Source organism: Neisseria zalophi, from assembly GCF_008807015.1.
GTDB lineage: Bacteria > Pseudomonadota > Gammaproteobacteria > Burkholderiales > Neisseriaceae > Neisseria > Neisseria zalophi.
The window spans coordinates 1,198,940-1,225,663 of the sequence record NZ_CP031700.1; the positions used below are offsets into that span (position 1 = coordinate 1,198,940).

The following is a 26,724-nucleotide window of genomic DNA, read 5'->3' on the forward strand; positions in this document are numbered from 1 at the left end:
AGAGTTATATTATGAAACCCACCATTGCCCTCGTCGGCCGCCCTAATGTCGGTAAATCTACTTTGTTTAACCGGTTAACACGTACTAAAGATGCTTTAGTTGCAGATTTACCGGGTCTAACGCGTGACCGTCATTACGGACAAGGTAAGGTCGGCAGCAAGCCTTATTTGGTTGTAGATACAGGCGGTTTTGAGCCTGTTGTTGATAGTGGTATTCTCCATGAGATGGCCAAGCATACCCTGCAGGCTATTGATGAGGCAGATGCCGTTGTATTTTTGGTAGATGGCCGTAACGGGCTGACACCACAAGATAAAATTATTGCCGACAGACTTCGCCAAAGTCCGCGGCCGGTTTATTTGGCTGTTAATAAAGGGGAGGGTGGTAACCGTGCCGTATTAGCAGCGGAGTTTTATGAATTGGCTTTGGGGGAACCCCATGTGATTTCAGGTGCGCATGGTGATGGTGTGTATTATCTGATTGAAGAAATCTTAGAAAACTTCCCTAATGCAGAAGAAGAGGCGGAACAACCCAAACATCCGGTTTTTTCCGTTATTGGGCGACCGAATGTGGGTAAATCCACTCTGGTTAATGCTATTCTTGGAGAAGAACGTGTAATTGCCTTTGATATGGCAGGAACCACCCGAGACAGTATTCACATTGATTTTGAGCGTGATGGCAAGCCATTTACGATTATCGATACCGCAGGCGTGCGCCGTCGCGGTAAAGTGGAGGAAGCGGTAGAAAAGTTTTCGGTGATTAAGGCCATGCAGGCAGTTGAAGCATCTAATGTGGCTGTTTTAGTATTAGATGCACAGCAAGATATTGCCGATCAAGATGCCACTATTGCAGGTTTTGCGCTTGAAGCCGGTCGTGCTTTGGTGATTGCTGTGAATAAATGGGATGGTATTAGCGAAGAAAGACGTGAGCAAGTAAAACGTGATATTGCCCGTAAGTTATATTTTCTTGATTTTGCCAAGTTCCATTATATTTCTGCATTAAAAGAAAAAGGCATTGATGGGCTATTTGACAGTATTCAGGCTGCTTATGATGCGGCAATGATTAAAATGCCTACACCGAAAATTACCCGGGTTTTGCAGTCTGCGATAGAGCGTCAGGCTCCACCACGTTCCGGATTGGTTAGGCCTAAAATGCGTTATGCCCATCAAGGTGGCATGAATCCGCCGGTGATTGTGATACATGGCAATTCGTTGGGTGCGATTTCAGACAGCTATACCCGATATCTGACACAAACATTCCGTAAAGCATTTCATCTTCAAGGTACACCGCTACGCATCCAATACAATGTTTCGGAAAATCCTTATGAGAAATCAATCGATAAACCGACTAAAAAACCGTTACGTCGAGTAGCATTAAGTAACCGCATTGAAAAGCGGGAAGGAAGAAAAGAAGAAAAGAGCCGTTTTAAAAAGAAAGCCAAAGTCAGTGTTAAAAAAATGCACAATAAATAGCTATAAATTTAATAGTGATTAAAAATAGTAAAGATTGACATAGTACAAATTTTTTATCTAAAAAATACCTAATAGTGTATAGTGGTTGTAAAATATTTTATGACTAAAATATTTAGTTAAATTTTGAACAACCTGTATCCAGGAGTATATATGAAAACTTATTTAGCCTTACTTTCTGCTGCTGTTTTAAGCTTGGCGGCTTGTTCTCAGGAATCCCCAGCGCCTTCAGAGCAACCTGCGGAAACTGCTGTGGAAGCATCTGCTAATGTAGTAGAAGCGGAGGCAGTGCCTGCATCTGCGGATACTAAAGATGCAGTGTGCGATATGGTTGTTGAGGCTGATGATGCTATGAAGTTTAATACCAATGAAATCAACATTAGTAAAGCATGTAAAGAGTACACGATTACTTTAAAACATGTCGGTAAAATACCTAAGGCAGCCATGGGGCACAATCTTGTGATTGCAAAAACAGAAGACGTTGATGGTATTGTTAAAGATGGCGCTGCTGCACAAGTTGATAATGGTTATTTAAAGGTAGGTGATGAGCGCATTATTGCTGCAACTCAATTAATCGGTGGCGGTGAAGAGGCGACAGTTACTGTTGATACCAGTAAATTAGCAGAGGGCGATAAATACGAATTTTTCTGCTCATTTCCTGGTCATATCGGCTTAATGCGCGGTACGGTTAACTTGGTAGATTAATATCCAAAGAATTAAGCTTAAAATATGATTATTGATTAGTAATAACTTTAAATCGCTTATTAAAAAACGGATACATTGTTCAAATGTATCCGTTTTTTATTTCTGTCGCCGCTGATTACTTAATTAACGTTGGGCATCTACCGCAGTTAAAGCAATCATGTTAACGATACGACGTACTGTAGAAATCGGTGTCACAATATGCACCGGTTTGTTCATGCCCATAAGAATAGGGCCTACAGTGATACCATTGGTTGCGTTAACACGTAGTAGGTTATAGCTGATATTCGCTGCTTCTACATTAGGCATTACCAATAAGTTAGCCGATCCTGTAAGTGTGGTTTCCGGATAAATGCTTTTACGCATCGCTTCATCCATAGCCACATCGGCCTGCATTTCACCATCAATTTCCAGTGTCGGATCTAGCTCACGAATCATTTCTAATGCTTTTTGCATTTTTAAAGCATCTTTGTCAGTGCGAGAACCATAGGTTGAGTTGGAGATTAAGGCTGCTTTGGGTTTGATACCGAAGCGCTTAATTTCTTTAGCGCACATTAAAGTACCAGTAGCCAATTGTTGGGCATCAGGATCCTCATTAATATAGGTATCAGCGATAAAGAAGTTACCTTTGTTGGAAATTAAAGCATTCATAGCAAAAGCATGATTTTCGGGATTGTTATAACCGATAACTTCTTCAAAAATATTGAAGTGGTCATAGAACCGTCCCATGGTGCCGCAAAGCATACCGTCTGCGTGGCCAAGTCGAACCATCAATGCACCAATCAGTGTGCTATTGGCGCGAAGACGTCGGCGTGCCATTTCTTCGGTAACGCCTTTGCGTTTGCGTAATTGATAATATTCTTTCCAACTGGCCTCGAAATGCGGGTTGTTGTCGATATCGATTAATTCAAAATCTTTACCTTGCTGGATCGTCAGACCTTGTGCTTGTAGTCGCTCTTCAATAATTTTACGTTGGCCTACTAAAATGGGAAAAGCCAGTTTTTGGCTGACTACTTGTTGTGCGGCATGCAATATACGCTCGTCCTCACCTTCAGTTAATACGATACGTTTGATTTGTTTGCGTGCTTGATTGAAAACAGGGCGCATAAATAGGCTGGTTTTATAAACAAACTGATTCAGTTTTTCTATATAAGCGGCCATATCTGTAATTGGGCGTGTTGCTACACCTGAATCCATAGCGGCCTGAGCAACGGCAGCTGCAATTTGAGCAATCAGACGAGGATCGAAAGGTTTCGGAATCAAGTATTCGGGGCCGAAAGTTAGTTCAGCATCTCCATAGGCTCCCGCTACTTCGGCACTTGATTCTGCCATGGCTAAATCGGCAATAGCGCGAACGCAGGCCAGTTTCATTTCTTCATTAATGGTGGTGGCACCTACGTCTAAAGCACCACGGAAGATAAATGGGAAACATAATACATTATTGATTTGATTGGGGAAGTCTGATCGGCCTGTTCCGATAATCACATCAGAACGAGCTTCTTTTGCTTCAGGCGGCCAGATTTCGGGAGCAGGATTGGCCAAAGCAAAAACGATAGGTGATTTATTCATGGTTTTGAGCATTTCTGTGCTCAAAACATTGGGACCAGACAAGCCTAAGAAAATATCTTTACCGTTAACTGCATCACCTAGAGTACGTTGTCCATTATCTTGAATGGCATAACGTACTTTAGATTCGTCCATACGTTCGCGGTCTTCCCTTGTAGCATAAATAACGCCTTTTGAGTCGCAAACAGTCATATTTTCGCGTTTCATGCCCAATGCAACCAGCAAATCAAGGCAGGAGATAGCAGCTGCACCAGCACCGGAACATACTAATGTGACGTCTTCGATATTTTTACCAGTAATGCGTAAGGCATTCAGAGTGGCGGCCGCGGTAATAATAGCTGTGCCGTGTTGGTCGTCATGGAAGACGGGAATATTGCAGCGTTCGCGTAGTTTTTTCTCAATATAAAAGCACTCCGGTGCTTTAATGTCTTCGAGGTTGATACCGCCGAAGCTAGGTTCGAGGGAGGCGATGATATCAACGAGTTTGTCTGGATCGGTTTCATTAATTTCAATATCGAATACATCAATGCCGGCAAATTTTTTGAATAAAACCCCTTTACCTTCCATGACGGGCTTACTGGCCAATGGTCCAATGTTGCCTAAGCCTAATACGGCAGTACCGTTTGAAATAACAGCAACCAAGTTACCACGAGCAGTGTATTTGTATGCCGCAAGTGGGTCGTTGTAGATTTCCATACATGGTGCAGCTACGCCGGGCGAATAAGCCAATGATAAATCGTATTGTGTTGCAAGAGGTTTGGTGGGAGCAACTTGAATTTTACCCGGAGTCGGGTATTCGTGAAAATTAAGAGCAGCTTCTTTGATTAACTCATCCATAGTGTCATCCTGACTGTTGACGTTTAGGCCGTCTGAAAGTATATGATAAAACCGTGTTTCAGACGGCCTGTTCTAAGAAATCGGAAGCCATATGTTATCACGTGTAATAAGTGGTGCATACAGATATAGCTGATGGGGTGGTGCAATTATGATAAATCAACCTCATATATCATTTATATTAATGTGGCAGGCAGTGTTAAACATAGATTTAATATATTTTAATAGATTGATTTTGAAATGATTAAAAGAGAAAAGCCCGATAAAAATATCGGGCTTTTGACATAGAGAGTAGTTTTATTGCTTAGCAAAATATTGGTCGGAAATCTGGTCGTATTCACCGTTTTCACGTACTTTTTTCAAGGCTTCGTTGAGCATATTTAAAGTCTCTGTATCATCTTTTCTAACAGCCATGCCGTAATGCTCTACTTCAAAATCAGGAACAGCAACCATGGTAAAGCCTTTATCGTTATTATTTTTAATATAATTTCCGACAACGGCACTGTCAGATACTACGGCATCCAAGCCGCCATTTTCAAGTTCTTTGATAACAAGCGGAAGGCTTTTGAAGCGTGCAATTTTAGGGCTGTCATTACCCAGAATTTTAGAGGCGGCAAAGTCGCCGGTTTGTCCGGTTACTACCCCCACTTTTTCAGCTTGTTTTAGATCTTCCACCGATTTGATGCTTTTACCTTTTTGCACGAGGATAACTTGTGAAATTTCAAAATACGGATCGGAAAAATCCATTGTTTGTTTGCGTTCGTCAGTAATGGTAACTGCAGAAAGCAAGATGTCAGCATCACCGTTGGTTAGGGCGGGGAAAATACTGTCCCATGGTTGATGCTTGTATTCCACTTTAAAATTACCGGCTTTAGCCATGGCATTTAATAAATCAATATCGAAACCGTTGATTTTATTATCGGCATCCATAGATTCAAAAGGGGCAAATTCGGCATTGGTGGCAACGCGGTAAACTTTTTCTGAGGCAGCCCCATTAGAAGCAGCTTCTTTGTTGTCTGTATTTTGACCGCCGCAAGCGCTCAATGCTAATACGGAGCAGGCTACTGCTGCTGACATCCATTTTTTGATATTCATTGAATACGTTCCTGATTAAGTTTTAAAAACATTTAAGTATGAATTAACAAAAATACACTTGTTTTATCCGTTCGGTCAAGGAGGCCGTCTGAAAAATATGGGGTGAGCCTGTTTCAGACGGCCTGTTTATCCATATATTGAAATTTAGAATCGCCGTTTTAAATGGCATGCCTGCATAATATTAACGGCCAATTCCTCTACTGATTTGTCGGTAGTGTTGGTAAACGGTATACCATGTGCGCGAAACATTGTCTGGGCATCGGAAACTTCGCGACGACAAGTGGCTAATTGTGAATAATTTGAATTTGGACGACGTTCCTGACGAATTGCCTGCAAACGTTCGGGCATAATGGTTAGGCCGAATAATTTATGTTTATACGCTTTAACCATACGCGGCAAATCTGTGCTTTCCAAATCTTCCGGAGTGAGTGGATAGTTTGCAGCTCGGATACCGTATTGCAAGGCGAGATAAAGGCAGGTCGGTGTTTTACCTGAACGGGATACACCCATCAGAATCACATCGGCATCTTTAAGGTCTTTACCGCTGATGCCGTCATCGTGATTGAGCGTGAAATTAACCGCTTCCATTCGTGCATCATAACGTTCAGTGTCGCCGATGCCGTGGGTACGGCCTACAGCATGTCGTGCAGTCAGGCCGAGTTCCCGTTCGATTTTGCCGAGAAACGCATCAAAAAAGCTCAAATGCAGCCCTTGGCAGTTTTTAATAATATCGCGGATTTCATCATTGATGATACTGGTGAAAACCAAAGGGCGTAGTCCACTATCTGCGGCTGCCGCATTAATAATCTGTACCATTGCGCGGGCTTTTTCCGGTGTGTCGACAAAAGGGTAGGTGGCACGTTTGAAATGAACCCCTTCGAATTGATCGAGCAAAGCTTCACCCATGCTTTCGGAGGTAATACCAGTGCGGTCGGAGATAAAAAAAGCGGAACGGCGTGCCATAGTGATTCCTTAGGTAGATTATATGTTAGATAGATTATATGATTGCTAATAGACAGACTTTAAAAAAATCCCCGATATAATACAAGACTGTTTTAGCCGAGTCATCTTTGCTATAGGTTGAGATATTTTTTATGTATTAAGTAATACATTTGAATTTAAGTAATATTTGCAACCATTTTTTAAATTGGCTGTCTACGGTTAAATTTATAATTTTACTAGCTAGAAAGCTTGAACAATAACAAAATATGTTCTGCTACATAGTATTACAATAAATATTATATTATTCAATATGCAATTTTATTTTAAAGTTAAGAGATTAAGTGATATTTAATTTCAATTAATTGAGTATTGTATATTGGTTGAAAAAGTTTGCTGCATTACAAACTCTATATTTAACAATGGCTAATAAAAAATATAGAAAATCTTGTTATATTGCTTCATCGGACTACATATTGCCTATACCGCAATTTTCAGACGGCTTCATACATTTACTGGCAATAAAAATACATGACACTGCCGAATTGAATGGTTAGAATAGCCGCCGAGATTTATTCTTTTTTTAACTTGTTTAATGGATTGAGAACATGGCTGCAAATTACGTGATTTGGTTTGAAAACTTACGCATGACTGATGTCGACAGCGTAGGCGGTAAAAATGCTTCTTTAGGTGAGATGATTAGTCAGCTTACCGAAAAAGGCGTGCGAGTACCGGGTGGTTTTGCAACAACTGCTGATGCCTATCGTGCTTTTTTGGCGCATAACGGCTTGAACGAACGTATTTCCGCAGCACTGGCTGCTCTGGATGTGGAAGATGTGACCGAACTGGCTCGCGTCGGTAAAGAAATCCGTCAATGGATTTTAGACACTCCGTTCCCCGAGCAACTGGATGCAGATATTAAAACGGCATGGGATAAAATGGTTGCCGATGCCGGAACCGATCAGATTCCCGTAGCCGTGCGCTCATCCGCTACCGCAGAAGATTTGCCTGATGCCTCTTTTGCCGGTCAGCAAGAAACTTTCCTGAATATCAATGGCTTGGACAATGTAAAAGAAGCAATGAAACATGTTTTTGCTTCTCTTTATAATGACCGTGCTATTTCTTATCGTGTGCATAAAGGCTTTGCGCACGATATCGTCGCTTTATCTGCCGGTGTTCAACGCATGGTGCGTTCTGACAGCGGTGCTTCCGGCGTAATGTTCTCAATCGATACCGAATCTGGTTTTGAAGATGTGGTATTCGTTACTGCTTCTTATGGTTTGGGTGAAACCGTAGTACAAGGCGCGGTAAACCCTGATGAGTTTTATGTACACAAACCGACTTTGAAAGCAGGTAAACCCGCTATTTTGCGTAAAACGATGGGTTCCAAACTCATTAAAATGTTGTTTACCGATCAGGCTCAGGCCGGTAAATCTGTAAAAGTGGTGGATGTGCCGGAGGAAGATCGCAAGGTATTCTCTATTTCTGATGAAGAAATTACCGAATTGGCACGTTATGCCCTGACTATTGAAGAACACTACGGCTGTCCGATGGATATTGAATGGGGTCGTGACGGCTTGGATGGAAAACTTTATATTCTTCAAGCCCGCCCGGAAACGGTGAAGTCTCAAGAAGATAAAACCCGCAGCCTGCGCCGTTACACTATTCGCGGCGATAAAAAAGTATTGTGCGAAGGCCGTGCTATCGGTCAGAAAGTCGGTCAAGGTAAAGTGCGTTTGGTGACAGATGCTTCTCAAATGGATACCGTTCAAGCGGGTGACGTATTGGTAACCGATATGACCGACCCGGATTGGGAACCGGTTATGAAACGTGCCGCAGCCATTGTGACCAACCGTGGCGGCCGTACTTGCCATGCCGCAATTATTGCCCGTGAATTGGGTATTCCGGCTGTTGTCGGTTGTGGTGATGCCACTTCCGTACTTTCAGAAGGTCAAGAAGTTACCGTATCTTGCGCGGAAGGTGATACCGGTTTGATTTATGAAGGCTTGCTGGATGTCGAAGTGACCGATGTGGCTTTGGATAACATGCCTAAATCGCCGGTTAAAATTATGATGAACGTGGGTAATCCTGAGTTGGCGTTCAGCTTCTCTAGTCTGCCGAACGAAGGTATCGGTTTGGCTCGTATGGAATTCATTATTAACCGTCAAATCGGTATTCACCCGAAAGCTTTGCTTGAATTCGATCAATTGGATGCGGATTTGAAAGCGGAAATTTCCGATCGTATCGCCGGTTATGCTTCTCCGGTTTCATTCTACGTCGATAAAATTGCCGAAGGCGTGGCAACACTGGCCGCATCGGTTTATCCGCGTAAAGTGATTGTGCGCATGTCCGACTTCAAATCAAACGAATATGCCAACCTAATCGGCGGTAATGTATACGAACCGCATGAAGAAAACCCGATGTTGGGCTTCCGTGGTGCGGCACGTTATGTTTCTGAAGACTTCAAAGACTGCTTTGCACTGGAGTGTCAGGCTTTGAAACGCGTTCGCGATGAAATGGGTTTGACCAATGTGGAAATCATGATTCCGTTTGTTCGTACGCTTTCTGAAGCCGAAGCAGTGGTTAAAGCATTGAAAGAAAACGGTTTGGAACGCGGTAAAAACGGTTTGCGTTTGATTATGATGTGCGAATTACCGAGTAATGCGTTGCTGGCCGAGCAATTCTTGCAATACTTCGACGGATTCTCTATCGGTTCGAACGATATGACCCAATTGACTTTGGGTGTCGACCGCGACAGCGGCGGCCCGATTGCCGGTACTTTCGACGAGCGGAATCCTGCGGTTAAAGTGATGTTGCATCTGGCTATTTCTGCTTGCCGCAAACACAATAAATATGTCGGTATCTGCGGACAAGGCCCGTCTGACCACCCTGATTTTGCTAAATGGTTGGTAGAAGAGGGTATTGAAACCGTATCGTTGAATCCGGATACCGTGATTGAAACTTGGCTGTATTTGGCAAAAGAATTGAACCAATAAATTTAGCCGTCTGAAAGTTTGAAATAAGAAACGCCACATTGTATATGTGGCGTTTTATTATTTCAGACGGCCTTAAATATATATCGACTGAATACGGTATGGTTTATTTAAAGGAACAATCATTGGTTTAATCAAAATAAGCACGGCAAATTATCCGTGCTTATTTTGATGGCGATAACCGCACAATAGCTGAGAGGCACTCAGCTCAATATCACTTCATCCGATAGTTCGTTTTCCGACTGGCCATTGCCGGTATTCGGCAGATAAGTGGTTAAGATTTGATTGACTTCCTTTAAACCGCTTTCCAAGCCGGAAACAAATGCACCTTGCTTAAACGATTCGCGCATTACTTGGCAGGTGTGTTGCCAGTTTTCAGGGCTGACTTTAGCTGCAATGCCACGGTCGGCGACAATCTCAACCACTCGGTCGGCAAAAGAAATATAGATAAGTACGCCGCTGTTCATTTCGGTATCCCATACGCCTAACTCACCAAACCACTGCCAGGCACGGGTGCGCGGTTCCAAGCCTTGAATAACGGCATTGCTCGGATAGCGCGATTCGATGACAAAACGTATCTGCCCTTGATGATTTTGTTCGGACAGGCTGATATCACGGCTGATACGTTGCAGATCGCTTGTCGGGAAATAACGCTCCACTCGGAGTTTAGGGTGTAGCCAGTGTTGCCATAAACGTTTGAATTTATTTTGTTCCATATTCTTACCATCCTCCCGATGCACCGCCGCCGCCAAAACTACCGCCGCCGCCACTAAAACCACCGCCGCCGCCGAATCCGCCGCCGCCACCAAATCCGCCTCCGCCGCGCCAACCACCTGAGCCACCGCCACCACCGGAAATAAATGTATTACTGCCGATAATGAGGGAGAGGATAACGGCAATAAAAGCGGAAATTAGTGCTGTGATAAGACCGAAACCCAAGAGGAGGGAAAGTAAGAACAGAACGCCGCCGGAAGCGATACTGCCTAGTATACGGCCGAAGATGGCTTTAAAAAAATTACCGAAAAATAATATGGCAAACAGTAATAATATCGAGTTATTGCCACCGCTGCTTTTATGAGTGTCTGATGTATTGAATTCGGGCAATTCTTCGCCGGCAATCAGTTTTTCCAGTTGCACGACAACGGCGGTAATGCCTTCGTCTGTTTTGCCTTCACGCAAATAAGGGCGTAATACATCTTCGAGAATTCTTTTCGCATACACATCGGGAATCGCACCTTCCAAACCTCGGCCGACGGCCAGATGGGTTTTGCGTTCGTCACGCACAAGCAGTAGCAATACGCCGTCGCTGATGTCTTTTCGGCCTGGCTGCCATGTTTGCATAACACGGGTTGCATAATCGAACGTGGTCTCCGGTTCAATAGTCGGAACCGTCAATATCATAATTTGGCTGCCTTTTTCACGGCTGTATTGCAAGAGATGTGTATTCAACTCCTGCCGTGCTTGGGGCGTCATCATATTGGCCGTATCCATCACCGGAGCGGTAAGTGCCGGTACGGGGGCCAAATCGGCGGCAAACAGATTGAAACACGCCAGCATCATGGCAAAAAAGATGCCTAAACGTTGTAGAGCAGATTGCATGGGTTTCCTTATTTCTATTTCAAGGCGAATCAGTATTCAGACGGCCTTTTAAATAATAAAGTAGTGGGTGCGGATATTTTGTGGTTGTTGGCAGCAGGATTTAATGCCGTGCACCAATCATAATAACAGCCATGCCGCTCAAACATAAACCGATGCCTATCCAATCGGTGAGTTGCGGTTTGATGCCTTCAACAGCCCATAGCCACAATAGCGCGGTACCGATATAGACACCGCCGTATGCCGCATAAACCCGCCCGCTGGCAGTAGGGTGTAGTGTTAGCAGCCAAACGAATACCGTCAGGCTTAATATGGCGGGCAGTAGCAACCACGGCGAACCGTTTTGCCTAAGCCAGAGATAGGGCAGATAGCAGCCGGTAATTTCGGCCAAAGCGGTTGCGGTAAACAATAGTAAGGTTTTGAGCATAAATATTTGTTTAAAAAAATATTTTTTCAGACGGCCTTGTCATCTATATGGTTATCATGATGCTAAGGCCGTCTGAAACAGATTAAAACTCTACTTTAGGTGCATTGGAAATGGCGCCTTCATTTTCTACCGTAAATTGTGGGCGGGCATTCATGCCGAAAATTTTCGCGGTAATATTTTGCGGAAACTGGCGTAAGGTCGTGTTATAGGTTTGCACGGCTTTAATATAGTTATTGCGTGCCAAGGCAACACGGTTTTCCGTACCTTCCAATTGTGCCTGCAAATCGCGGAAATTTTGGTCGGCTTTTAATTGAGGATAGTTTTCCGAAACTACCAGCAAACGGGAAAGGGCGCTGCTTAATTCGCCTTGCGCTTGTGCATATTGCTTCATTTTTTCTTCGTTGGTCGCATCTTCGGTTGTCATTTGGATGCTGCCTACTTTACTGCGTGCTTCAGTGACTTCGGTAAGCACTTGCTCTTCGTGGGATGCGTAGCCTTTCACCGTATTCACCAGATTGGGAATTAGATCGGCACGGCGTTGATATTGGTTGAGCACTTCCGACCAGGCCGCATTGGCTGCTTCGTCTTGCGTCTGCATGGTGTTATAGCCGCAGCCGCTTAAAGCAAAAAGAGAAGTGAATACGGCCAAAAAGGCCAGCCATTTTTTCAACATATAGATTACTCCGTTTAAAAATCGGTTAAGGGTTCGGCAAAGGCCGTCTGAAAAGATTATAGTATAACCAAAATCATATATGGTTTAGCGAATTCATGATAAACAGAGCTATATTTTGTTTCATTTATTTTAATTATTACAATTTATTACATTTTATTTTTTCAAAACCATGAAACTCGCCAACATTTTATTTGCGATAAGGCAAAATTCAAGGCGTTTCAGCTTTGTTTTATCATGGTATGATAACTGCTAAAATAAAGGCTGATATTGGTTAGCCTGAAGTTGTTGTGCCAATTCATAAAAGAACTTGTAAGGAATGATTGAAAATGAGAATTTTGCTTACCGGCTCCAAAGGTCAGCTTGGCCGCTGTTTTAAAGACCGTCTGCCTGAAGATTGGGAGCTTATCGCCGCCGATTCAGCCACACTTAATATTACCGATGCAGCAGCTGTTATGAATATGGCAAAGAATTTCCAACCCGATGTGATTGTGAATACGGCTGCTTATACCGATGTGGATAAAGCGGAAAAAGAGCAAGATGCGGCATTCGCAGTGAACAGTACCGCCGTATATAATTTAGGGGTTGCGGCAAGTGCGGTGAAAGCCCGTTTTGTACATATTTCTACTGATTATGTATTTGATGGTAAGGGTAAGGCTCCTTATACCGAAATTTCACCGGTGAATCCGAGTAGTGTTTATGGTAAGTCGAAATTGGCAGGTGAATTGCTAGCGCTAGCAGCCAATCCTGACTGCCTGATTATTCGTACATCGTGGGTGTTTAGTGAGTATGGCAATAATTTTGTGAAAAAAATCTTAGCCGCTGCGGCCACTAAAAAAGAGTTATCGGTTGTTGAAGATCAATATGGCTGCCCGACTTATGCCGGTGATTTGGCACAAACGATTATTGCATTATTAGAACAACCTACTTTCACACGCGGTTTATACCATTATTGCGGTGAGAAACCGGTAAGTTGGTATGAGTTTGCCAAAGAGATTATTCAAGAGGCAACTGCTTACCAACCGGCTTTGAATGAAATAGAGGTTAAAGCTATGAATAGCAGTGAATTGCCCGCTGGGGCGCCGCGTCCGTCATACAGTGTATTGGATTGCAGCAAGATTTTAATGGATTGCAGTGTTGATAAATCAGATTGGCAAAAGAGTTTGAAGGAAGTCATTCAAAAATTGAATACACAGTAAGTTACTATAGCCAATTGATCATTTAAACATTTTGATTATTGTATTTGAAGGCCGTCTGAAATATTTCAGACGGCCTAGTATTTTATATAGTTGCTTGATAAAAAGATAATAAATCAATAAATCTGTTTCTATCTTACTAAATGAAAACGGAGGCTGTTAGCTTTGATTGTTAGTGTTTTCATCAGCCTTTAATATAGTGAAATTGCCACCATCTATTTATAACACAACAAAATATTTGCAAATTTAAAAATAGACAATTTGTATAATTTTTTTTAGAATTTAAACTGATTTTCTAAAAAATATAAAAAAATTGGACAAAAAGGGTTGCGTAGGCCGTCTGAAAAGCCTATATTACAGTCTGCCCCAGCCATAAAATAGATGGTAAGGGTTGCCAAACTACCTGATAAACAATCTGATTTCATAAAAGAATAAAACCATGAGTGCACAAACCCTATACGACAAACTTTGGAACAGCCATATTGTCCGCGAAGAAGAAGACGGTACCGTTTTGCTTTATATCGACCGCCATCTGGTTCACGAAGTGACCAGCCCGCAAGCTTTTGAAGGCTTGAAAATGGCCGGACGCAAACTATGGCGTATCGACAGCGTGGTATCGACCGCCGATCATAACACCCCCACCGATCATTGGGATCAGGGTATCCAAGACCCTATCTCTAAATTACAGGTAGATACCTTAGACAGCAATATCAAAGAATTCGGCGCCTTGGCTTATTTCCCTTTCCAAGATAAAGGGCAGGGTATTGTGCATGTGATGGGGCCGGAGCAGGGCGCAACACTGCCGGGGATGACGGTGGTTTGCGGTGACTCGCATACTTCCACGCACGGCGCATTTGGTGCGCTGGCGCATGGTATCGGTACTTCCGAGGTTGAACATACTATGGCAACCCAGTGTATTACCGCCAAAAAGTCTAAATCCATGCTGATAAAAGTTAATGGCAAACTGAAACCGGGCGTAACCGCTAAAGATGTGGCTTTGTATATTATCGGTCAGATCGGCACTGCCGGCGGTACGGGTTATGCGATTGAGTTTGGTGGCGAGGCTATCCGCTCGCTGAGTATGGAAGGCCGGATGACTTTGTGTAATATGGCGATTGAAGCCGGAGCCCGCAGTGGATTGGTGGCGGTTGACCAAACCACCATTGATTATGTATATGGCAAACCACTGGCGCCGAAGGGCGAAGATTGGGATAAAGCCGTTGCCTATTGGCGCACGCTGGTGTCTGATGAAGGCGCTCAGTTTGATAAAGTTATTGAATTCGAGGCGGAAAATATCGAACCACAAATCACTTGGGGCACTTCTCCCGAAATGGTACTTGACGTAAGCGGTAAAGTGCCGAATCCGGCTGAAGAGCAAGACCCGGTAAAACGCAAAGGTATGGAACGTGCCTTGGAGTATATGGGGCTGGATGCCGGTACCCCGTTGAATAAAATCCCTGTGGATGTCGTATTTATCGGTTCGTGCACCAACAGCCGCATTGAGGATTTAAGAGAAGCCGCAGCAGTCGCTAAAGGCCGTCTGAAAGCAGAAAATGTCAAACGTGTGTTGGTGGTGCCCGGTTCCGGTTTGGTGAAAGAACAAGCCGAAAAGGAAGGCTTGGACAAAATCTTTACTGAAGCGGGTTTTGAGTGGCGCGAACCGGGCTGTTCAATGTGTTTGGCGATGAATGCCGACCGCTTGACACCTAAAGAGCGTTGCGCTTCTACATCAAACCGTAACTTCGAAGGCAGGCAGGGCAATGGCGGGCGTACCCATCTGGTAAGCCCTGCGATGGCGGCAGCGGCAGCGGTTGCAGGCCATTTTACCGATGTCCGTAGTTTGTAAAAATATGTGTGCCGTCTGAAAAATATTTAAGTGGTTCGTTTTGTTAAATTGTTTTTTTTGAGAAATTTTGGCATGATGGAGAAGTGCAGTAATATAAAACTGTACTTTCGAATAACAAGGAGTATTTTAAATGAAAAAAATGGCATTAATTGCACTGACTGCGGTGACTTTACTGGCTGCCTGCAATACAGTTTCAGGTGTGGGTAAAGATGTAAAAGCAGCAGGTAGTGCGGTTAGTAGTGGCGCTGAATCGGCAAAACCGTATTAATTTACTGTTGCATCCGATTTCAATTTTTATGACTGTTCATTTAATATAAGGAATTAAACCGATGAAAAAATTTGTATTAATCGCTTTAACTGCAATGACTATGTTATCTGCCTGCAATACTATTTCTGGTATGGGCAAAGATGTGAAAGCAGCCGGCGGCGCCGTGTCTAATACTGCCGAAGACGTGAAATCATATTAATTAAGCGTCTGAAAAAATGCCCCGCTTGTCGGGGCATTTATAAATAAATTGCCGGATTTTTTCAGACGGCCTAGTGTGGCTTAAGAATATGTTTATATATTTTGTAGCGCTCATTATCAAAGGGTAAACCAAGTATTTATCCGAAAATTTTAAAAATCGAAAGTACAGAACATGAAAGCATTTACAACCATTACCGCATTGGTGGCACCGCTTGACCGCGCCAATGTCGATACTGATGCCATTATTCCGAAACAGTTTTTAAAATCCATTAAACGCAGCGGCTTCGGCCCGAATTGCTTTGACGAATGGCGTTATTTGGATCATGGCGAACCGGGCATGGATAACAGCAAGCGCCCGCTAAATCCCGAATTTCCATTGAATTTCCCACGATATCAGGGCGCACAGGTTTTATTGACCCGTAAAAATTTCGGTTGCGGTTCTTCGCGCGAACATGCGCCTTGGGCATTAGACGACTACGGTTTCCGTGCGGTGATTGCGCCGAGCTTTGCCGATATCTTTTTTAATAATTGTTATAAAAACGGGTTGCTGCCGATTGTGTTGGCAGAAGAAGAAGTGGATTTGTTGTTTCAAGAAGTAGAGGCCACCGAAGGCTATCGTTTGTCTATCGACTTGGAAAAGCAAACCGTTACCACGCCGAGCGGTCGTTCTTTTCACTTCGATATTACCGAGCACCGCAAGCACTGCCTGCTCAACGGTTTAGACGAAATCGGTTTAACCTTGCAGCATAAAGATGAAATTAAAGCGTTTGAAAACAAACGTAAACAGAGCCAGCCTTGGTTGTTTCATTCATAAAAGTGAAATAGGATAACTAAGCTGAAGATATTAAGAGGCCGTCTGAAAATTTTTTTCAGACGGCCTCTTTTATAATGTACGAAGTTGTATTTATGCCAAACATACCAACTCTTGTTGCTGACGCTCAAAAGCCTGCAATACCGGTCGAACATCATCTGCTTCTTTTAAAGTACGAACAGATTCGAATAATTCGCCAGCCTGCGGATATACTTTTTTCATCATACCCAACCATTGTTTCAAACGGGCAACGGGGTATTTATTATTGGCTTCTTTGGCCAGGCAGAGATCAAAAAACAAATTAATCCAGCCGGCAATTTCGGCAAAATTTGCTTCGCTAACCGCTTGGTTTTGTTCGAACTGTTTAATCTGTCTGGCTAAGTCCGGCCGCATCACGGCACCACGTCCCAGCATCACACTCTCACAACCGCTGACATTTTTAATATCGATATAATCCTGCAAGGTAAAAACATCGCCGTTGGCGGTAACCGGAATCGTAACTGCTTCACGGATACGGCGTAGCCATTCCCAATGCGCAGGTGGTTCATAGCCTTCTACTTTGGTACGGGCATGAACGGTGAGCGCACATGCGCCACCATCCGCAATGGCGGCGGCACATTCTAAGGCAAGGGTTTTGTCTTCATAGCCCAAGCGCATTTTGCCGGTCAGTGGGATTTCGGCCGGCAGATTTTGGCGGAGAGTTCGGACAATATGGTAAATCAGTTCGGGCTCTTTCAAAAGAACGGCGCCACCTTTGTGTTTGTTGACTGTGGGGGCGGGGCAGCCGAAATTGAGATCGATCTTATCGGCACCGAAACGGATGGCTTCGAGGGCATTCACCGCCATATTGTCGGCATCGCTGCCTAAAAGCTGAACGGTACAGGGAATGCCGGCAAAGGTTCGGTTGCCGTTGGCGATTTCGGGTACATACTTCAGCCATGTTTGGCGGGAATGTACGGTATGGGTGATGCGTACAAATTCGCTGACGCATTCATCGAATCCGCCGATTCGGGTGAGCAAATCACGCATCACATCGTCTACCAAGCCCTGCATCGGCGCTAAAATGAGTTGCATATTATAGAAAGAGGCCGTCTGAAAAGAAGCGTATTTTATCGTTATTGCAGACTGATGCCGATTTATTTTTTAGATACCCGCACTTTTCAGATAAAAAAATAGTCAGATAACAAAACCTAAGTGATTTATTTATTATCATTTTATTCAATTTCTTAAATAAGTTTGAATAAAAATTTTTGAATATTTTAAAATTTTTATAAGGTGCATAAAGTCCTTATTTTTTTGTAAAAAGCGTATTGACAGCTTATTTTTTCAGATGTTTAATAACTAATACAATTTTAATTTTGAACTAATACAATAAAGAGGGCATGATTAAATGGATGCTTTAATGCTGAGCCGTATTCAGTTTGCGGTTAATATTAGCTTTCATATTCTGTTTCCCGTTATCAGCATTGCTTTATCATGGTTTGTCGTGTATTTCCGTTATAAAACCGGAAAAACAAATCATGAGGGTTGGTTGGCGGCTTATCGTTTTTGGACCAAAATTTTTGCGGTAACTTTTGCCATGGGCGTGGTGTCGGGTGTAACCATGAGTTTTCAATTTGGTACCAACTGGCCGGGCTTTATGGAAAGAGCCGGTAATGTAGCAGGGCCGCTTCTGGGCTATGAAGTGCTTACGGCATTTTTTTTAGAAGCCGGGTTTCTCGGCATTATGCTGTTCGGACGGGAACGTGTCAGCCAGCGTGTGCATATGGCTGCTTCTGTGATTGTGGCGATTGGCACGTCGATTTCGGCGTTTTGGATTTTGGCTTTGGATTCGTGGATGCAGACACCGCAGGGGCATTGGGTCGATTCTGAAGGCGTTATTCATGTAGCCAATTGGTTGCAAATCATCTTTAACCCTTCTTTCCCGTATCGTTTTGTCCATATGCTGCTGGCGTCGGCTTTAACGGTTTCGTTTTTGCTTGCCGGCCTTTCTGCTTGGCAAATTCTGAAAAATACCGCCCATTCGGCTACATCAAATGTGATGAAAAGTGGATTAACAGTTGCGGTGATTGCGATTGTTTTGCAAATTTTTGTCGGCGATGCACACGGCCTAAATACGAAAGAATACCAGCCGGCTAAGTTGGCAGCCATCGAAGCGGTTTGGCATACTGAAAAAAATGTACCGCTGACTTTATTCGGTTGGCCGAACGAGAAAACACAAACTACGGATTACGGTGTGGAAGTGCCTTATTTGGGTTCGCTGATTTTGACCCATAGCTTAGACGGTGAAATTCAAGGCTTGAGCGAATTTGAGCATAAACCGCCTGTTGCGCCGGTATTTTTTGCATTTCGTATTATGGTCGGCATAGGTGTATTGATGTTGTTGGTAAGTTGGTTCGGTTGGTATCGGTTGCGTAAAAGCCGTTGGCAGCCGCAACGCTTACCGCGCTGGTTGCTCTATACTTTTGCAGGTATGACTTTTTCCGGTTGGGTGGCGACTTTAGCCGGTTGGTATGTAACCGAAATCGGCCGCCAACCATTTTTGGTATACGGTATTTTGCCGACGGCGGAAGCGGTTACTAAAGTGGTACCTTCCGGTGATGTCGGGCTAACATTGGTGATGTATTTGGTTCTTTATGCGGTGATGTTGCTTTCTTATTTAATGGTATTGAAATATATGGCGGAACATCCCGAACATGAAATCCATACAGGCCGTCTGAATACGGCAGACTTGAATGCGGAGGAACAATAAATGGATTGGAATTACTGGCTGCCTTTGGTCTTCCTCGGCCTACTCGGTTTTGTGATGACGGTTTATGTTGTGCTGGATGGATTTGATTTGGGCGTGGGTATGTTGATGCCGCGTGCTGCTGCTGATGAGCAAAATGTGATGGTCGGTTCTATCGGGCCGTTTTGGGATGCCAATGAAACTTGGTTGGTATTGGGGGCAGGGGTGTTGTTTATTGCCTTCCCCAAAGCCAATACGATTGTATTGGGGAATCTGTATCTGCCTGCAACTTTTATGTTGTTTGCACTGATTGTACGCGGTGCGGCATTTGATTTTCGTGTTAAGGCTGATGATAACCATAAGCCCTTGTGGAATATCGGCTTTATGCTGGGTTCGGCAGCAATGGCACTGACTCAGGGCTGGATGTTGGGGCGCTATGTGACTGCATTCGGCACAAGCATTACCGATTATTTGTTTGCGCTCGGTATTATGGCAACCGTTCCGGCTGTTTATGTGTTGCTGGCAGCCTGTTGGTTGATTGCCAAAACCGAAGGTTCTTTACAGAAAAAAGCACGCCATTGGGCTAATCAGGCTTGGTGGCCGGTTGTCGGCTGTTTATTGTTGATTTCTTTGGCAACACCTTATATCAGCAACAATATTTTTCAACGTTGGTTCACTTGGCCTAATCTGCTTTGGTTGGCACCGATTCCTTTGTTCAGTGTTTTCTGTTTATTGCGTGCAAAATTATTGTTGCATAATGAAGAGATTTTAGACCGTCGTTTTTGGCAGCCGTTTGTGTTGGTGATTACTGCTTTGGTTTTGTGTGCGATTGGTCTTGGTATTAGTGTTTTCCCTTATGCTGTAATTGGTAAATTGACAGTTTGGGAAGCGGCAGCCAGCACACCGACTTTGGTGGTAACGCTTATCGGCGTGTGTATTACCGTGCCGTTTATTATCGGATACAGTATTTTTGCCTATTGGGCATTTAGAGGTAAAGCAAGTCATCTAACTTACGGTTGATGTTTGATTGGCGATAGGCTGGTTGAATGATTGTTTCAGATGGTTTTGAGTAGCATAAAAAGTCGGATTCTGATGGTTAAGAATCCGGCTTTTTAGTATAGTAAAGGTAGGTTTTAAGCAGATATTTAGGGCTGCCTGTTTTTTATCATTATTTGATCAATTTATTATACTGACTAAATTTATAGGTTATTAAATATTTAATAAAGACAGTTTAAAATTACTTAGATTTTATTTTCAGTCTATTGTATATTAACAGTATTAATTATTTCTTATAAAAATACGAGTATACAAAAAAGGGTTAATGTCTTATCTCATTATTATTTTCTTTATATGTAATTTTTAATGAGGAATCAATAATGGATACTAAGCAACAAAACGGGTTGGCGCGTGAAAATGTTCATTCTGGTGCTTCTGTGTTGGGTAACAGTATTACCGTTGAACCTAAGATTATTGATGGTGGTAGTGGAAATAATGATTTTTACAATACCGCCCATTCATCAGACCGTGTTGTTGAACGTGAAAACGGCAGTATCAATACGGTGATTGCAGCTACAAGCTCTACACTTTCGCAAAATGTATTAACCGATAGTGGAAATGGAAATAATACAAGCAATGATTCAAATAATACCCTAATCGGAAATGACGACCGTAATCGCTTGTTTGGAAAGGGAGGAGACGATACGCTTTATGGCAATGGCGGTAATGACTTTTTAGACGGTGGTAGTGGTAAAGATACAATGTTTGGCGGCAGGGGTAATGATATTTTTATTGTCGATAATGTAGATGATAAGGTAATTGAGTTCAAAAATCAGGGTGTAGATACGGTTTTGAGCAGTATTGATTATACATTGCCACAATATGTTGAAAATCTAACTTTAACAGGAAACCAAGCCTTAAAAGGTGAGGGCAATGATGATGATAATAGATTGATTGGTAATGGTAATAATAACCAGCTCATGGGATGGAAAGGCAACGATATCATTTATGGGCTGGGTGGTCATGATACGATCTATGGTGGAGATGGAGCAGACCGGCTTTTCGGTGGCGTAGGCAATGATACTTTGATTGGCGGCAAAGATATTCATCCGCTTAAAAATATTTATGGCGATCCTTATTGGGGCGATGTTAATGATAGCGATGACTATTTAGACGGCGGTGTTGGGAATGATGTTTTGATGGGTGGTAAAGGCGATGATACGTATTTTTTTGCTAAAGGATACGGCCACGATACTATTATTGACTACCGCATTCCGGGCATAGAAACCTTATCTGATCCTGAAGGAAATAATACTGTCCGCTTTGGTTCGGGTATACGCCCCGAAGATTTAGATATTAGTGTAGATGTTTTATCCGGCGGGTTGATTAGCGATACTTGGAAAGTCAATATTAAGGGTACGGATGATATGTTGTTTATACGTAATCAGAGTGCCGATATAAACCCTGCTATTATGAATTTTGAATTTGATTCCAAAACACTGCAAGCATGGACGTTGGCAGAGTCTGTGGGCATCCGTGGCAATATTCGAGACATTACTATTGATAAAGATCAGGCATATCGTATGAATATTGATGATTTTTCTATCGGTAGTGATAATAGTGCGCCTGAATTTATTTATAAAATTGAAAAAATAACGGGTGGACGTTTAGCATATATGTCGGTGGATGGGCAGGTAAATGAATGGGTGGAGTCGGATACTTTCAGTTATTTTGATGGTGGAAATCTGATTTTTGTACCCGATAATAATGCAGCGGATGCGGCTATACAATTTAGGTTTGTGGCTTCAGATTCCGTATCAAAAAATGATGATGCTTACCATACTATTCATTTTACATTAAAAGACCTTCCTGATAGTGGTGAAAAAATATTGTTTGGTGATGCAGGCGATAACTCTATTATCGGGGGCAATAGTAACGATAAGCTTTATGGTTTGGATGGCAACGATATCTTAGACGGTAAAGCAGGCAACGATGTGCTATATGGCGGGGCTGGTGATGATACTTACCTGTTTGGCCAAGGCTACGGCACAGATACTATTATTGATACGGAAGGCAGTAATAGCGTACGATTTGCGAAAGGCATTTCTTGGGCAGATCTAACACTTTCTGATAATTATCAGGGTGGAACGCTGACCGGTGGTTCTGCTTGGCAGATTGGTTTCAAAGATACTCAGGATTCTTTAATTATTGAAAATCAAAGTGACAGTAAAAATACGTCGATAACTTCTTTTATTTTTGATAATGAAATTCTGACACACAATATGTTGCTAGAGAAAATCAATAGCGGCATTACTGAGAATACGCTTAACTATGCAGATAATGCCGAGCCGGTACAAACGGCAGTTCAGACACCGGTAGAGGGCAGTTACAGCTATACTGACGATTCATCAAGCATGGCAATGCCCAGAGCAGATGATTATTCGGCTGCCCCACTTATTTAAAAAGTCATTTTAGGCTTGATGAATTATGATTATTTTTAGTTTTTTTATATAGTTTAAGCTGAAATGTTTGCCCCCTAAATATCTTTTAGATATCTAGGGGGCTTTTGCAATGAGGGGGTAATTAGTTTGTGTTAGATTGTATGATAGCTATCAAATTATATTTTCAGATGATCCTAAATCAAAGAGCCAGAAAAAGTTAGTATATACAACCACTTTATATATGGATTCATTTTATGATTGTTTATATGGATATAAAATTTTAAATAAAATATATATGATTTCAAATTATTTATTTAAAACAAAATATTATTAATTTTTTATAAAATATCAATATTGATTTTTATAGGCATATTTTGTATAGAAAATATTCATTAATCCTAAAAAAATGAAGGTGATAGCATCAAAACAGGAGTTTGTATATTTGATTAAACAGGCTACAATAAAAACAGCTGTTTCATAACAGTCAGACCTATAAAGGAGAACTTGATAATGAAAATAAAGAAAATAATATGGGCTTTGTTTGTGCCCGCTATGCTTTCGGCGTGTTCGACGACTGATACTCAAAAGCGGGCAGAGTCTCCGAATATATTGGTTATTGTGGCCGATGATTTAGGCTTTTCCGATACCCAACCATTCGGTAGTGAAATCCCAACTCCCAATATTAACCAATTGGCCGAAGACGGTGCCGTATTGAGTAATTTCTATACCGGCCCGACCTGTTCGGTTACCCGATCTATGCTATTGACCGGCAACGACAACCATCAGGCAGGCTTGGGAACGATGTCGGTTTATACGCAGCCCGAGCAAAAAGGCAAAGTCGGTTATGAGGGCTATTTGAACAGCCATGTGATGACTATTGCCGAAGTATTGAAAGATAAAGGTTATGCTTCGTTTGTCACCGGTAAATGGCATTTGGGCGCAAACGAAAACAGTAATCCGAAAGCGCGTGGTTTCGACCGTTCGTTTACCCTGATGCCGGGTGGCGCGGGGCATTTTGATGGTAGCCACTTATTGCCGGGGAAATATCGCAGCTTCTTCTTTGAAGATGGTAAAGAAACCAAATGGCCGGCAAATTCCGCTTTTTCCAGCGATTTTTATACCGATACCTTCATTTCTTATTTAAAAAACGACCGTAAAAAAGGCCAGCCTTTCTTTGGCTATCTTGCATTTACTGCACCGCACTGGCCGTTACAGGCGCCGGACGAATATTTGGAAAAATACCGCGGTCATTATCAAGACGGTTATGAACCCGTACGCAAGCAGCGTTTGGCGCGCATGATTGAAAAAGGCATTATGCCTGCCGGCACAGAACCGAATAATCCGTTGGTAGGCGTATTTGACGGTTGGGATAAGCTGACGCCGCAGCAAAAACAAGAACAAACCAAAGCCATGCAGATTTATGCGGCAATGATTGATAATCTCGATCACAATATCGGCAAAGTGATTCAATACTTGAAAGACACCGGTGAATTAGACAATACCCTGATTCTGTTTATGTCGGATAACGGTGCCGAAGCTTCTACCCCCGAATCTTTAGGTACCACCGAAGACAAAAACGGTATTCGCGAATGGGTAGATGCCGAGCATGATAACAGCTTGGAAAATATGGGTAGAAAAGGTTCGTATGTCACCTTAGGGCCGCAATGGGCACAGGTTGCTTCCACACCGTTGCCTTATTTCAAAAGCTTGTTGTCCGAAGGCGGTATTCATACACCGGCGATTATCCGCTACCCTTCTAAAATCAAAGCAGGTCAGATTCAACGTGACATGATACACGTGATTGATTTTATGCCGACCGTGTTGGAACTGACAGGCACCCAACGTCCTACCTCTTATAAAGGTACGCCGCTGCTGCCGCTGGAAGGCCGCTCTATCCTGCCTTTGTTTAACGGTCAAAAACTACCTGAACGTTCGATTGGCTGGGAATTTAATACCCGCCGCGCACTCTATCAAGGCGATTGGGCTGCATTGCATCAAACCCCGCCATACGGAACAGGATCATGGGAGTTGTATAACCATAAAACCGACCCTGCTCACCGCAATAACCTTGCCGCCCGCTATCCGCAACAGACACAGGCATTAGCGGCAGAATGGGATCGTTATGCCCGCCGTGTCGGCGTGGTTGAAGCCCCGGTGCGATACCGTTACGGCCAAATGAGCTGCTTCTATACACAATGTATTCAGTCTGAAGCATTGAAAAAGCTTACTGAGCGAGCAGCCAATAAGTAAAGGGATCAAAGGCCGTCTGAACGGTTTTCAGACGGCCTCAATAAGGATATTAATCAAAGGAGCAATAGCACAAGAAATGAGCAACAAAATGAAGCTGAAAAAAATTATTATGGTATTGTCTATACCCGTTATGCTTTCCGCCTGTTCGGCTATTGATAGCCAAGATAGCTCTAAAGGCAACCGATTGAAACCGCTTGAAGGCCGTTCATTTTCGCCTGTATTTGCAGATAGTAAACGTACTTTCGACAGGGCACCCAACAGCCGCTATTCACTTAATCAAGGTAATTGGGCAAGGGAGCAGCAAACCCATCCGCAGAGAATAAGTTCATGGGGACGACATACTGATCCGTCACGTCGCAACAATCTTGAAGACCGTGTCAATATTTTTGAAGCGCCGAAACGCTATAAATACGACCAAATGAATTGTTTTCACAGCGACTGTATTCAGCCTGAGTTCCTAAAAAAACTCCATAGGCAAGTTTCAGGTAATTAGTAATAAATCATAATAAAGACGGCTTGAATGATTTCAGACGGCCTATCAATTGCTATTTCGGTGATTACATATCCTTTCATCATATCTACAAAGGAAACCGCCAATGAAAGCGAATCAGCGATTCCATTATCTTCTTTACCTAACAGGGGCAGGTTTTGCCTTAGCCGCCTGCTCTCCCGAACAACAGCTTTCCAATGGCCGTGCCACAGCTCCGGCGGCCGCATCGGCGATTAACGCAGTATCTGCCACGCTGGGGAGTGAAAAGGCCTGCCATAGTTATTCTGGGCTGCCTGCAAATTGGCAAAAAGACCCTTATGCCGGCATGATCAAAATCAAAGGCGGTAGCTTCGATATTGGTAGTGAAGACGCTTATCCCGAAGAGTTTGCCCTAAAAAGCCGCCGCCGTACCGTAGGTGATTTTTGGATAGATCAAACCGAAGTTACCAATGCCCAGTTCCAAAGCTTTGTTGATGCGACCGGCTATATTACCGAAGCCGAACAACAAGGTGAGGGGGCGGTTTTTATTGCCCCTGATGCTCCGGTGCGCGAGCTTGCTTGGTGGCATTTGGTGAAAGGTGCTGATTGGAAACATCCTTGGGGGCCGGACGATAAACGCACCATCCAATCCAACGAGCCGGTACGCATGGTGACGCTCAAAGATGCCGAAGCGTATGCCGCATGGGCAGGCCGCGAACTACCTACCGAAGAACAATGGGAATATGCCGCAAAAGGCTTTAGCAAAGAGCGCGACGTGATTGCCGACCGCGAGCACATCAACGCCAATACATGGCACGGCGAATTTCCTTATGAAAACACCAACCAAGACGGTTATATTGATGCTGCCCCTGTCGGCTGTTATCCGGCCAACGGCTTCGGCCTGTTTGATACCATCGGCAATGTTTGGGAATACACCCAAACCCCGTTTACCGGCAACCACGACGACCATATGGGCATGGCGCAAGTTGCCCGCAGCAACCATAATGAACACTCGTTTAACCACTACACCATAAAAGGCGGATCATTCCTTTGTGCTGAAAACTATTGCATGCGCTATCGCGCATCTGCCCGCCAGCCACAAGAAAAAGATTTAGGTATCAGCCATGTCGGTTTCCGTACGGTGAAAAACATTACGCAGTGATAAGGGAATAATGTAGTGGATATGGTTGTAGTAAAATAATAAAAGGCCGTCTGAAAATTTTTCAGACGGCC

The 26,724-nt window shown here is 43.3% G+C and carries 22 protein-coding genes; 14 read left to right on the plus strand and 8 right to left on the minus strand.

Annotated features, from left to right (window positions below; genetic code table 11):
- Positions 1-11 precede the first annotated feature (11 nt).
- Together der and azu are read left to right on the plus strand one after the other, a co-directional pair.
- On the plus strand, positions 12-1,469 hold the full coding sequence (gene der / locus D0T92_RS05525) for a ribosome biogenesis GTPase Der (RefSeq protein ID WP_151050976.1): 1,458 nt from the start codon (positions 12-14) through the stop codon (positions 1,467-1,469).
- 150 nt (positions 1,470-1,619) lie between these two features.
- Entirely contained in the window at positions 1,620-2,171 is a 552-nt protein-coding gene (gene azu / locus D0T92_RS05530; RefSeq protein WP_151050978.1) for an azurin, read from the plus strand.
- Between the two features lie 123 nt (positions 2,172-2,294).
- Here the strand turns inward: azu and D0T92_RS05535 are convergent, their stop codons facing one another.
- The 3 genes from D0T92_RS05535 to ppsR all read right to left on the minus strand — a co-directional run bounded on the left by D0T92_RS05535 (position 2,295) and on the right by ppsR (position 6,626).
- The gene (locus D0T92_RS05535; RefSeq protein WP_151050980.1) at positions 2,295-4,571 is read right to left on the minus strand and encodes an NADP-dependent malic enzyme; all 2,277 of its coding nucleotides are present in this window, start codon (positions 4,569-4,571) and stop codon (positions 2,295-2,297) included.
- 294 nt (positions 4,572-4,865) lie between these two features.
- The gene (locus D0T92_RS05540; protein WP_151050983.1) at positions 4,866-5,663 is read right to left on the minus strand and encodes a basic amino acid ABC transporter substrate-binding protein; all 798 of its coding nucleotides are present in this window, start codon (positions 5,661-5,663) and stop codon (positions 4,866-4,868) included.
- 144 nt (positions 5,664-5,807) lie between these two features.
- Positions 5,808-6,626, minus strand: a complete 819-nt coding sequence (gene ppsR, locus D0T92_RS05545) for a posphoenolpyruvate synthetase regulatory kinase/phosphorylase PpsR (protein WP_151050985.1) — start codon at positions 6,624-6,626, stop codon at positions 5,808-5,810.
- Positions 6,627-7,210: 584 nt separating this feature from the next.
- Between ppsR and ppsA the strand changes: the two genes are divergently transcribed.
- On the plus strand, positions 7,211-9,598 hold the full coding sequence (gene ppsA, locus D0T92_RS05550) for a phosphoenolpyruvate synthase (protein WP_151050987.1): 2,388 nt from the start codon (positions 7,211-7,213) through the stop codon (positions 9,596-9,598).
- A gap of 200 nt (positions 9,599-9,798) precedes the next feature.
- Here the strand turns inward: ppsA and D0T92_RS05555 are convergent, their stop codons facing one another.
- From D0T92_RS05555 to D0T92_RS05570, 4 genes are all read right to left on the minus strand, one after another.
- On the minus strand, positions 9,799-10,428 hold the full coding sequence (locus D0T92_RS05555; RefSeq protein WP_225315165.1) for a TPM domain-containing protein: 630 nt from the start codon (positions 10,426-10,428) through the stop codon (positions 9,799-9,801).
- The gene (locus tag D0T92_RS05560; RefSeq protein ID WP_191963678.1) at positions 10,316-11,194 is read right to left on the minus strand and encodes a TPM domain-containing protein; all 879 of its coding nucleotides are present in this window, start codon (positions 11,192-11,194) and stop codon (positions 10,316-10,318) included. The genes D0T92_RS05555 and D0T92_RS05560 overlap by 113 nt, the downstream gene beginning before the upstream one ends.
- 100 nt (positions 11,195-11,294) lie before the next feature.
- Complete coding sequence (locus D0T92_RS05565; protein WP_151050991.1) at positions 11,295-11,618, minus strand: YnfA family protein; 324 nt, start codon at positions 11,616-11,618, stop codon at positions 11,295-11,297.
- Between the two features lie 82 nt (positions 11,619-11,700).
- Positions 11,701-12,291, minus strand: a complete 591-nt coding sequence (locus D0T92_RS05570; RefSeq protein ID WP_151050993.1) for a LemA family protein — start codon at positions 12,289-12,291, stop codon at positions 11,701-11,703.
- A 326-nt stretch (positions 12,292-12,617) separates the two neighbouring features.
- Here D0T92_RS05570 and rfbD point away from each other — a divergent pair, with 326 nt between their 5' ends.
- The 5 genes from rfbD (at position 12,618) to leuD (ending at position 16,610) form a co-directional block, all read left to right on the plus strand.
- Positions 12,618-13,487, plus strand: a complete 870-nt coding sequence (gene rfbD, locus D0T92_RS05575; protein ID WP_151050995.1) for a dTDP-4-dehydrorhamnose reductase — start codon at positions 12,618-12,620, stop codon at positions 13,485-13,487.
- Positions 13,488-13,923: 436 nt separating this feature from the next.
- A complete protein-coding gene (gene leuC, locus D0T92_RS05580) occupies positions 13,924-15,330 on the plus strand; it encodes a 3-isopropylmalate dehydratase large subunit (protein ID WP_151050997.1) in 1,407 nt (468 codons plus the stop codon).
- A gap of 130 nt (positions 15,331-15,460) precedes the next feature.
- On the plus strand, positions 15,461-15,598 hold the full coding sequence (locus D0T92_RS05585; RefSeq protein WP_151050999.1) for an entericidin A/B family lipoprotein: 138 nt from the start codon (positions 15,461-15,463) through the stop codon (positions 15,596-15,598).
- A 61-nt stretch (positions 15,599-15,659) separates the two neighbouring features.
- The gene (locus D0T92_RS05590) at positions 15,660-15,797 is read left to right on the plus strand and encodes an entericidin A/B family lipoprotein (RefSeq protein ID WP_151051001.1); all 138 of its coding nucleotides are present in this window, start codon (positions 15,660-15,662) and stop codon (positions 15,795-15,797) included.
- Between the two features lie 171 nt (positions 15,798-15,968).
- A complete protein-coding gene (gene leuD / locus D0T92_RS05595) occupies positions 15,969-16,610 on the plus strand; it encodes a 3-isopropylmalate dehydratase small subunit (protein WP_151051003.1) in 642 nt (213 codons plus the stop codon).
- A gap of 90 nt (positions 16,611-16,700) precedes the next feature.
- Here the strand turns inward: leuD and D0T92_RS05600 are convergent, their stop codons facing one another.
- Positions 16,701-17,681, minus strand: coding sequence for a tRNA dihydrouridine synthase (locus D0T92_RS05600; RefSeq protein ID WP_151051005.1), 981 nt, complete (start codon positions 17,679-17,681; stop codon positions 16,701-16,703).
- 316 nt (positions 17,682-17,997) lie between these two features.
- On the opposite strand from D0T92_RS05600, the gene D0T92_RS05605 reads away from it, so the two are divergent.
- The 6 genes from D0T92_RS05605 (at position 17,998) to D0T92_RS05630 (ending at position 26,653) form a co-directional block, all read left to right on the plus strand.
- Positions 17,998-19,359: a cytochrome ubiquinol oxidase subunit I gene (locus tag D0T92_RS05605; RefSeq protein ID WP_151051007.1), complete on the plus strand. Its 1,362-nt coding sequence runs from the start codon at positions 17,998-18,000 to the stop codon at positions 19,357-19,359.
- Entirely contained in the window at positions 19,360-20,355 is a 996-nt protein-coding gene (locus D0T92_RS05610; protein WP_151051009.1) for a cytochrome d ubiquinol oxidase subunit II, read from the plus strand.
- A 356-nt stretch (positions 20,356-20,711) separates the two neighbouring features.
- On the plus strand, positions 20,712-22,793 hold the full coding sequence (locus D0T92_RS05615) for a calcium-binding protein (RefSeq protein ID WP_151051011.1): 2,082 nt from the start codon (positions 20,712-20,714) through the stop codon (positions 22,791-22,793).
- A 489-nt stretch (positions 22,794-23,282) separates the two neighbouring features.
- Positions 23,283-25,022, plus strand: coding sequence for an arylsulfatase (locus D0T92_RS05620; protein WP_151051013.1), 1,740 nt, complete (start codon positions 23,283-23,285; stop codon positions 25,020-25,022).
- Positions 25,023-25,098: 76 nt separating this feature from the next.
- Complete coding sequence (locus D0T92_RS05625) at positions 25,099-25,515, plus strand: hypothetical protein (RefSeq protein WP_151051015.1); 417 nt, start codon at positions 25,099-25,101, stop codon at positions 25,513-25,515.
- A 103-nt stretch (positions 25,516-25,618) separates the two neighbouring features.
- On the plus strand, positions 25,619-26,653 hold the full coding sequence (locus tag D0T92_RS05630; protein WP_151051017.1) for a formylglycine-generating enzyme family protein: 1,035 nt from the start codon (positions 25,619-25,621) through the stop codon (positions 26,651-26,653).
- The last annotated feature ends 71 nt before the right edge of the window (positions 26,654-26,724 follow it).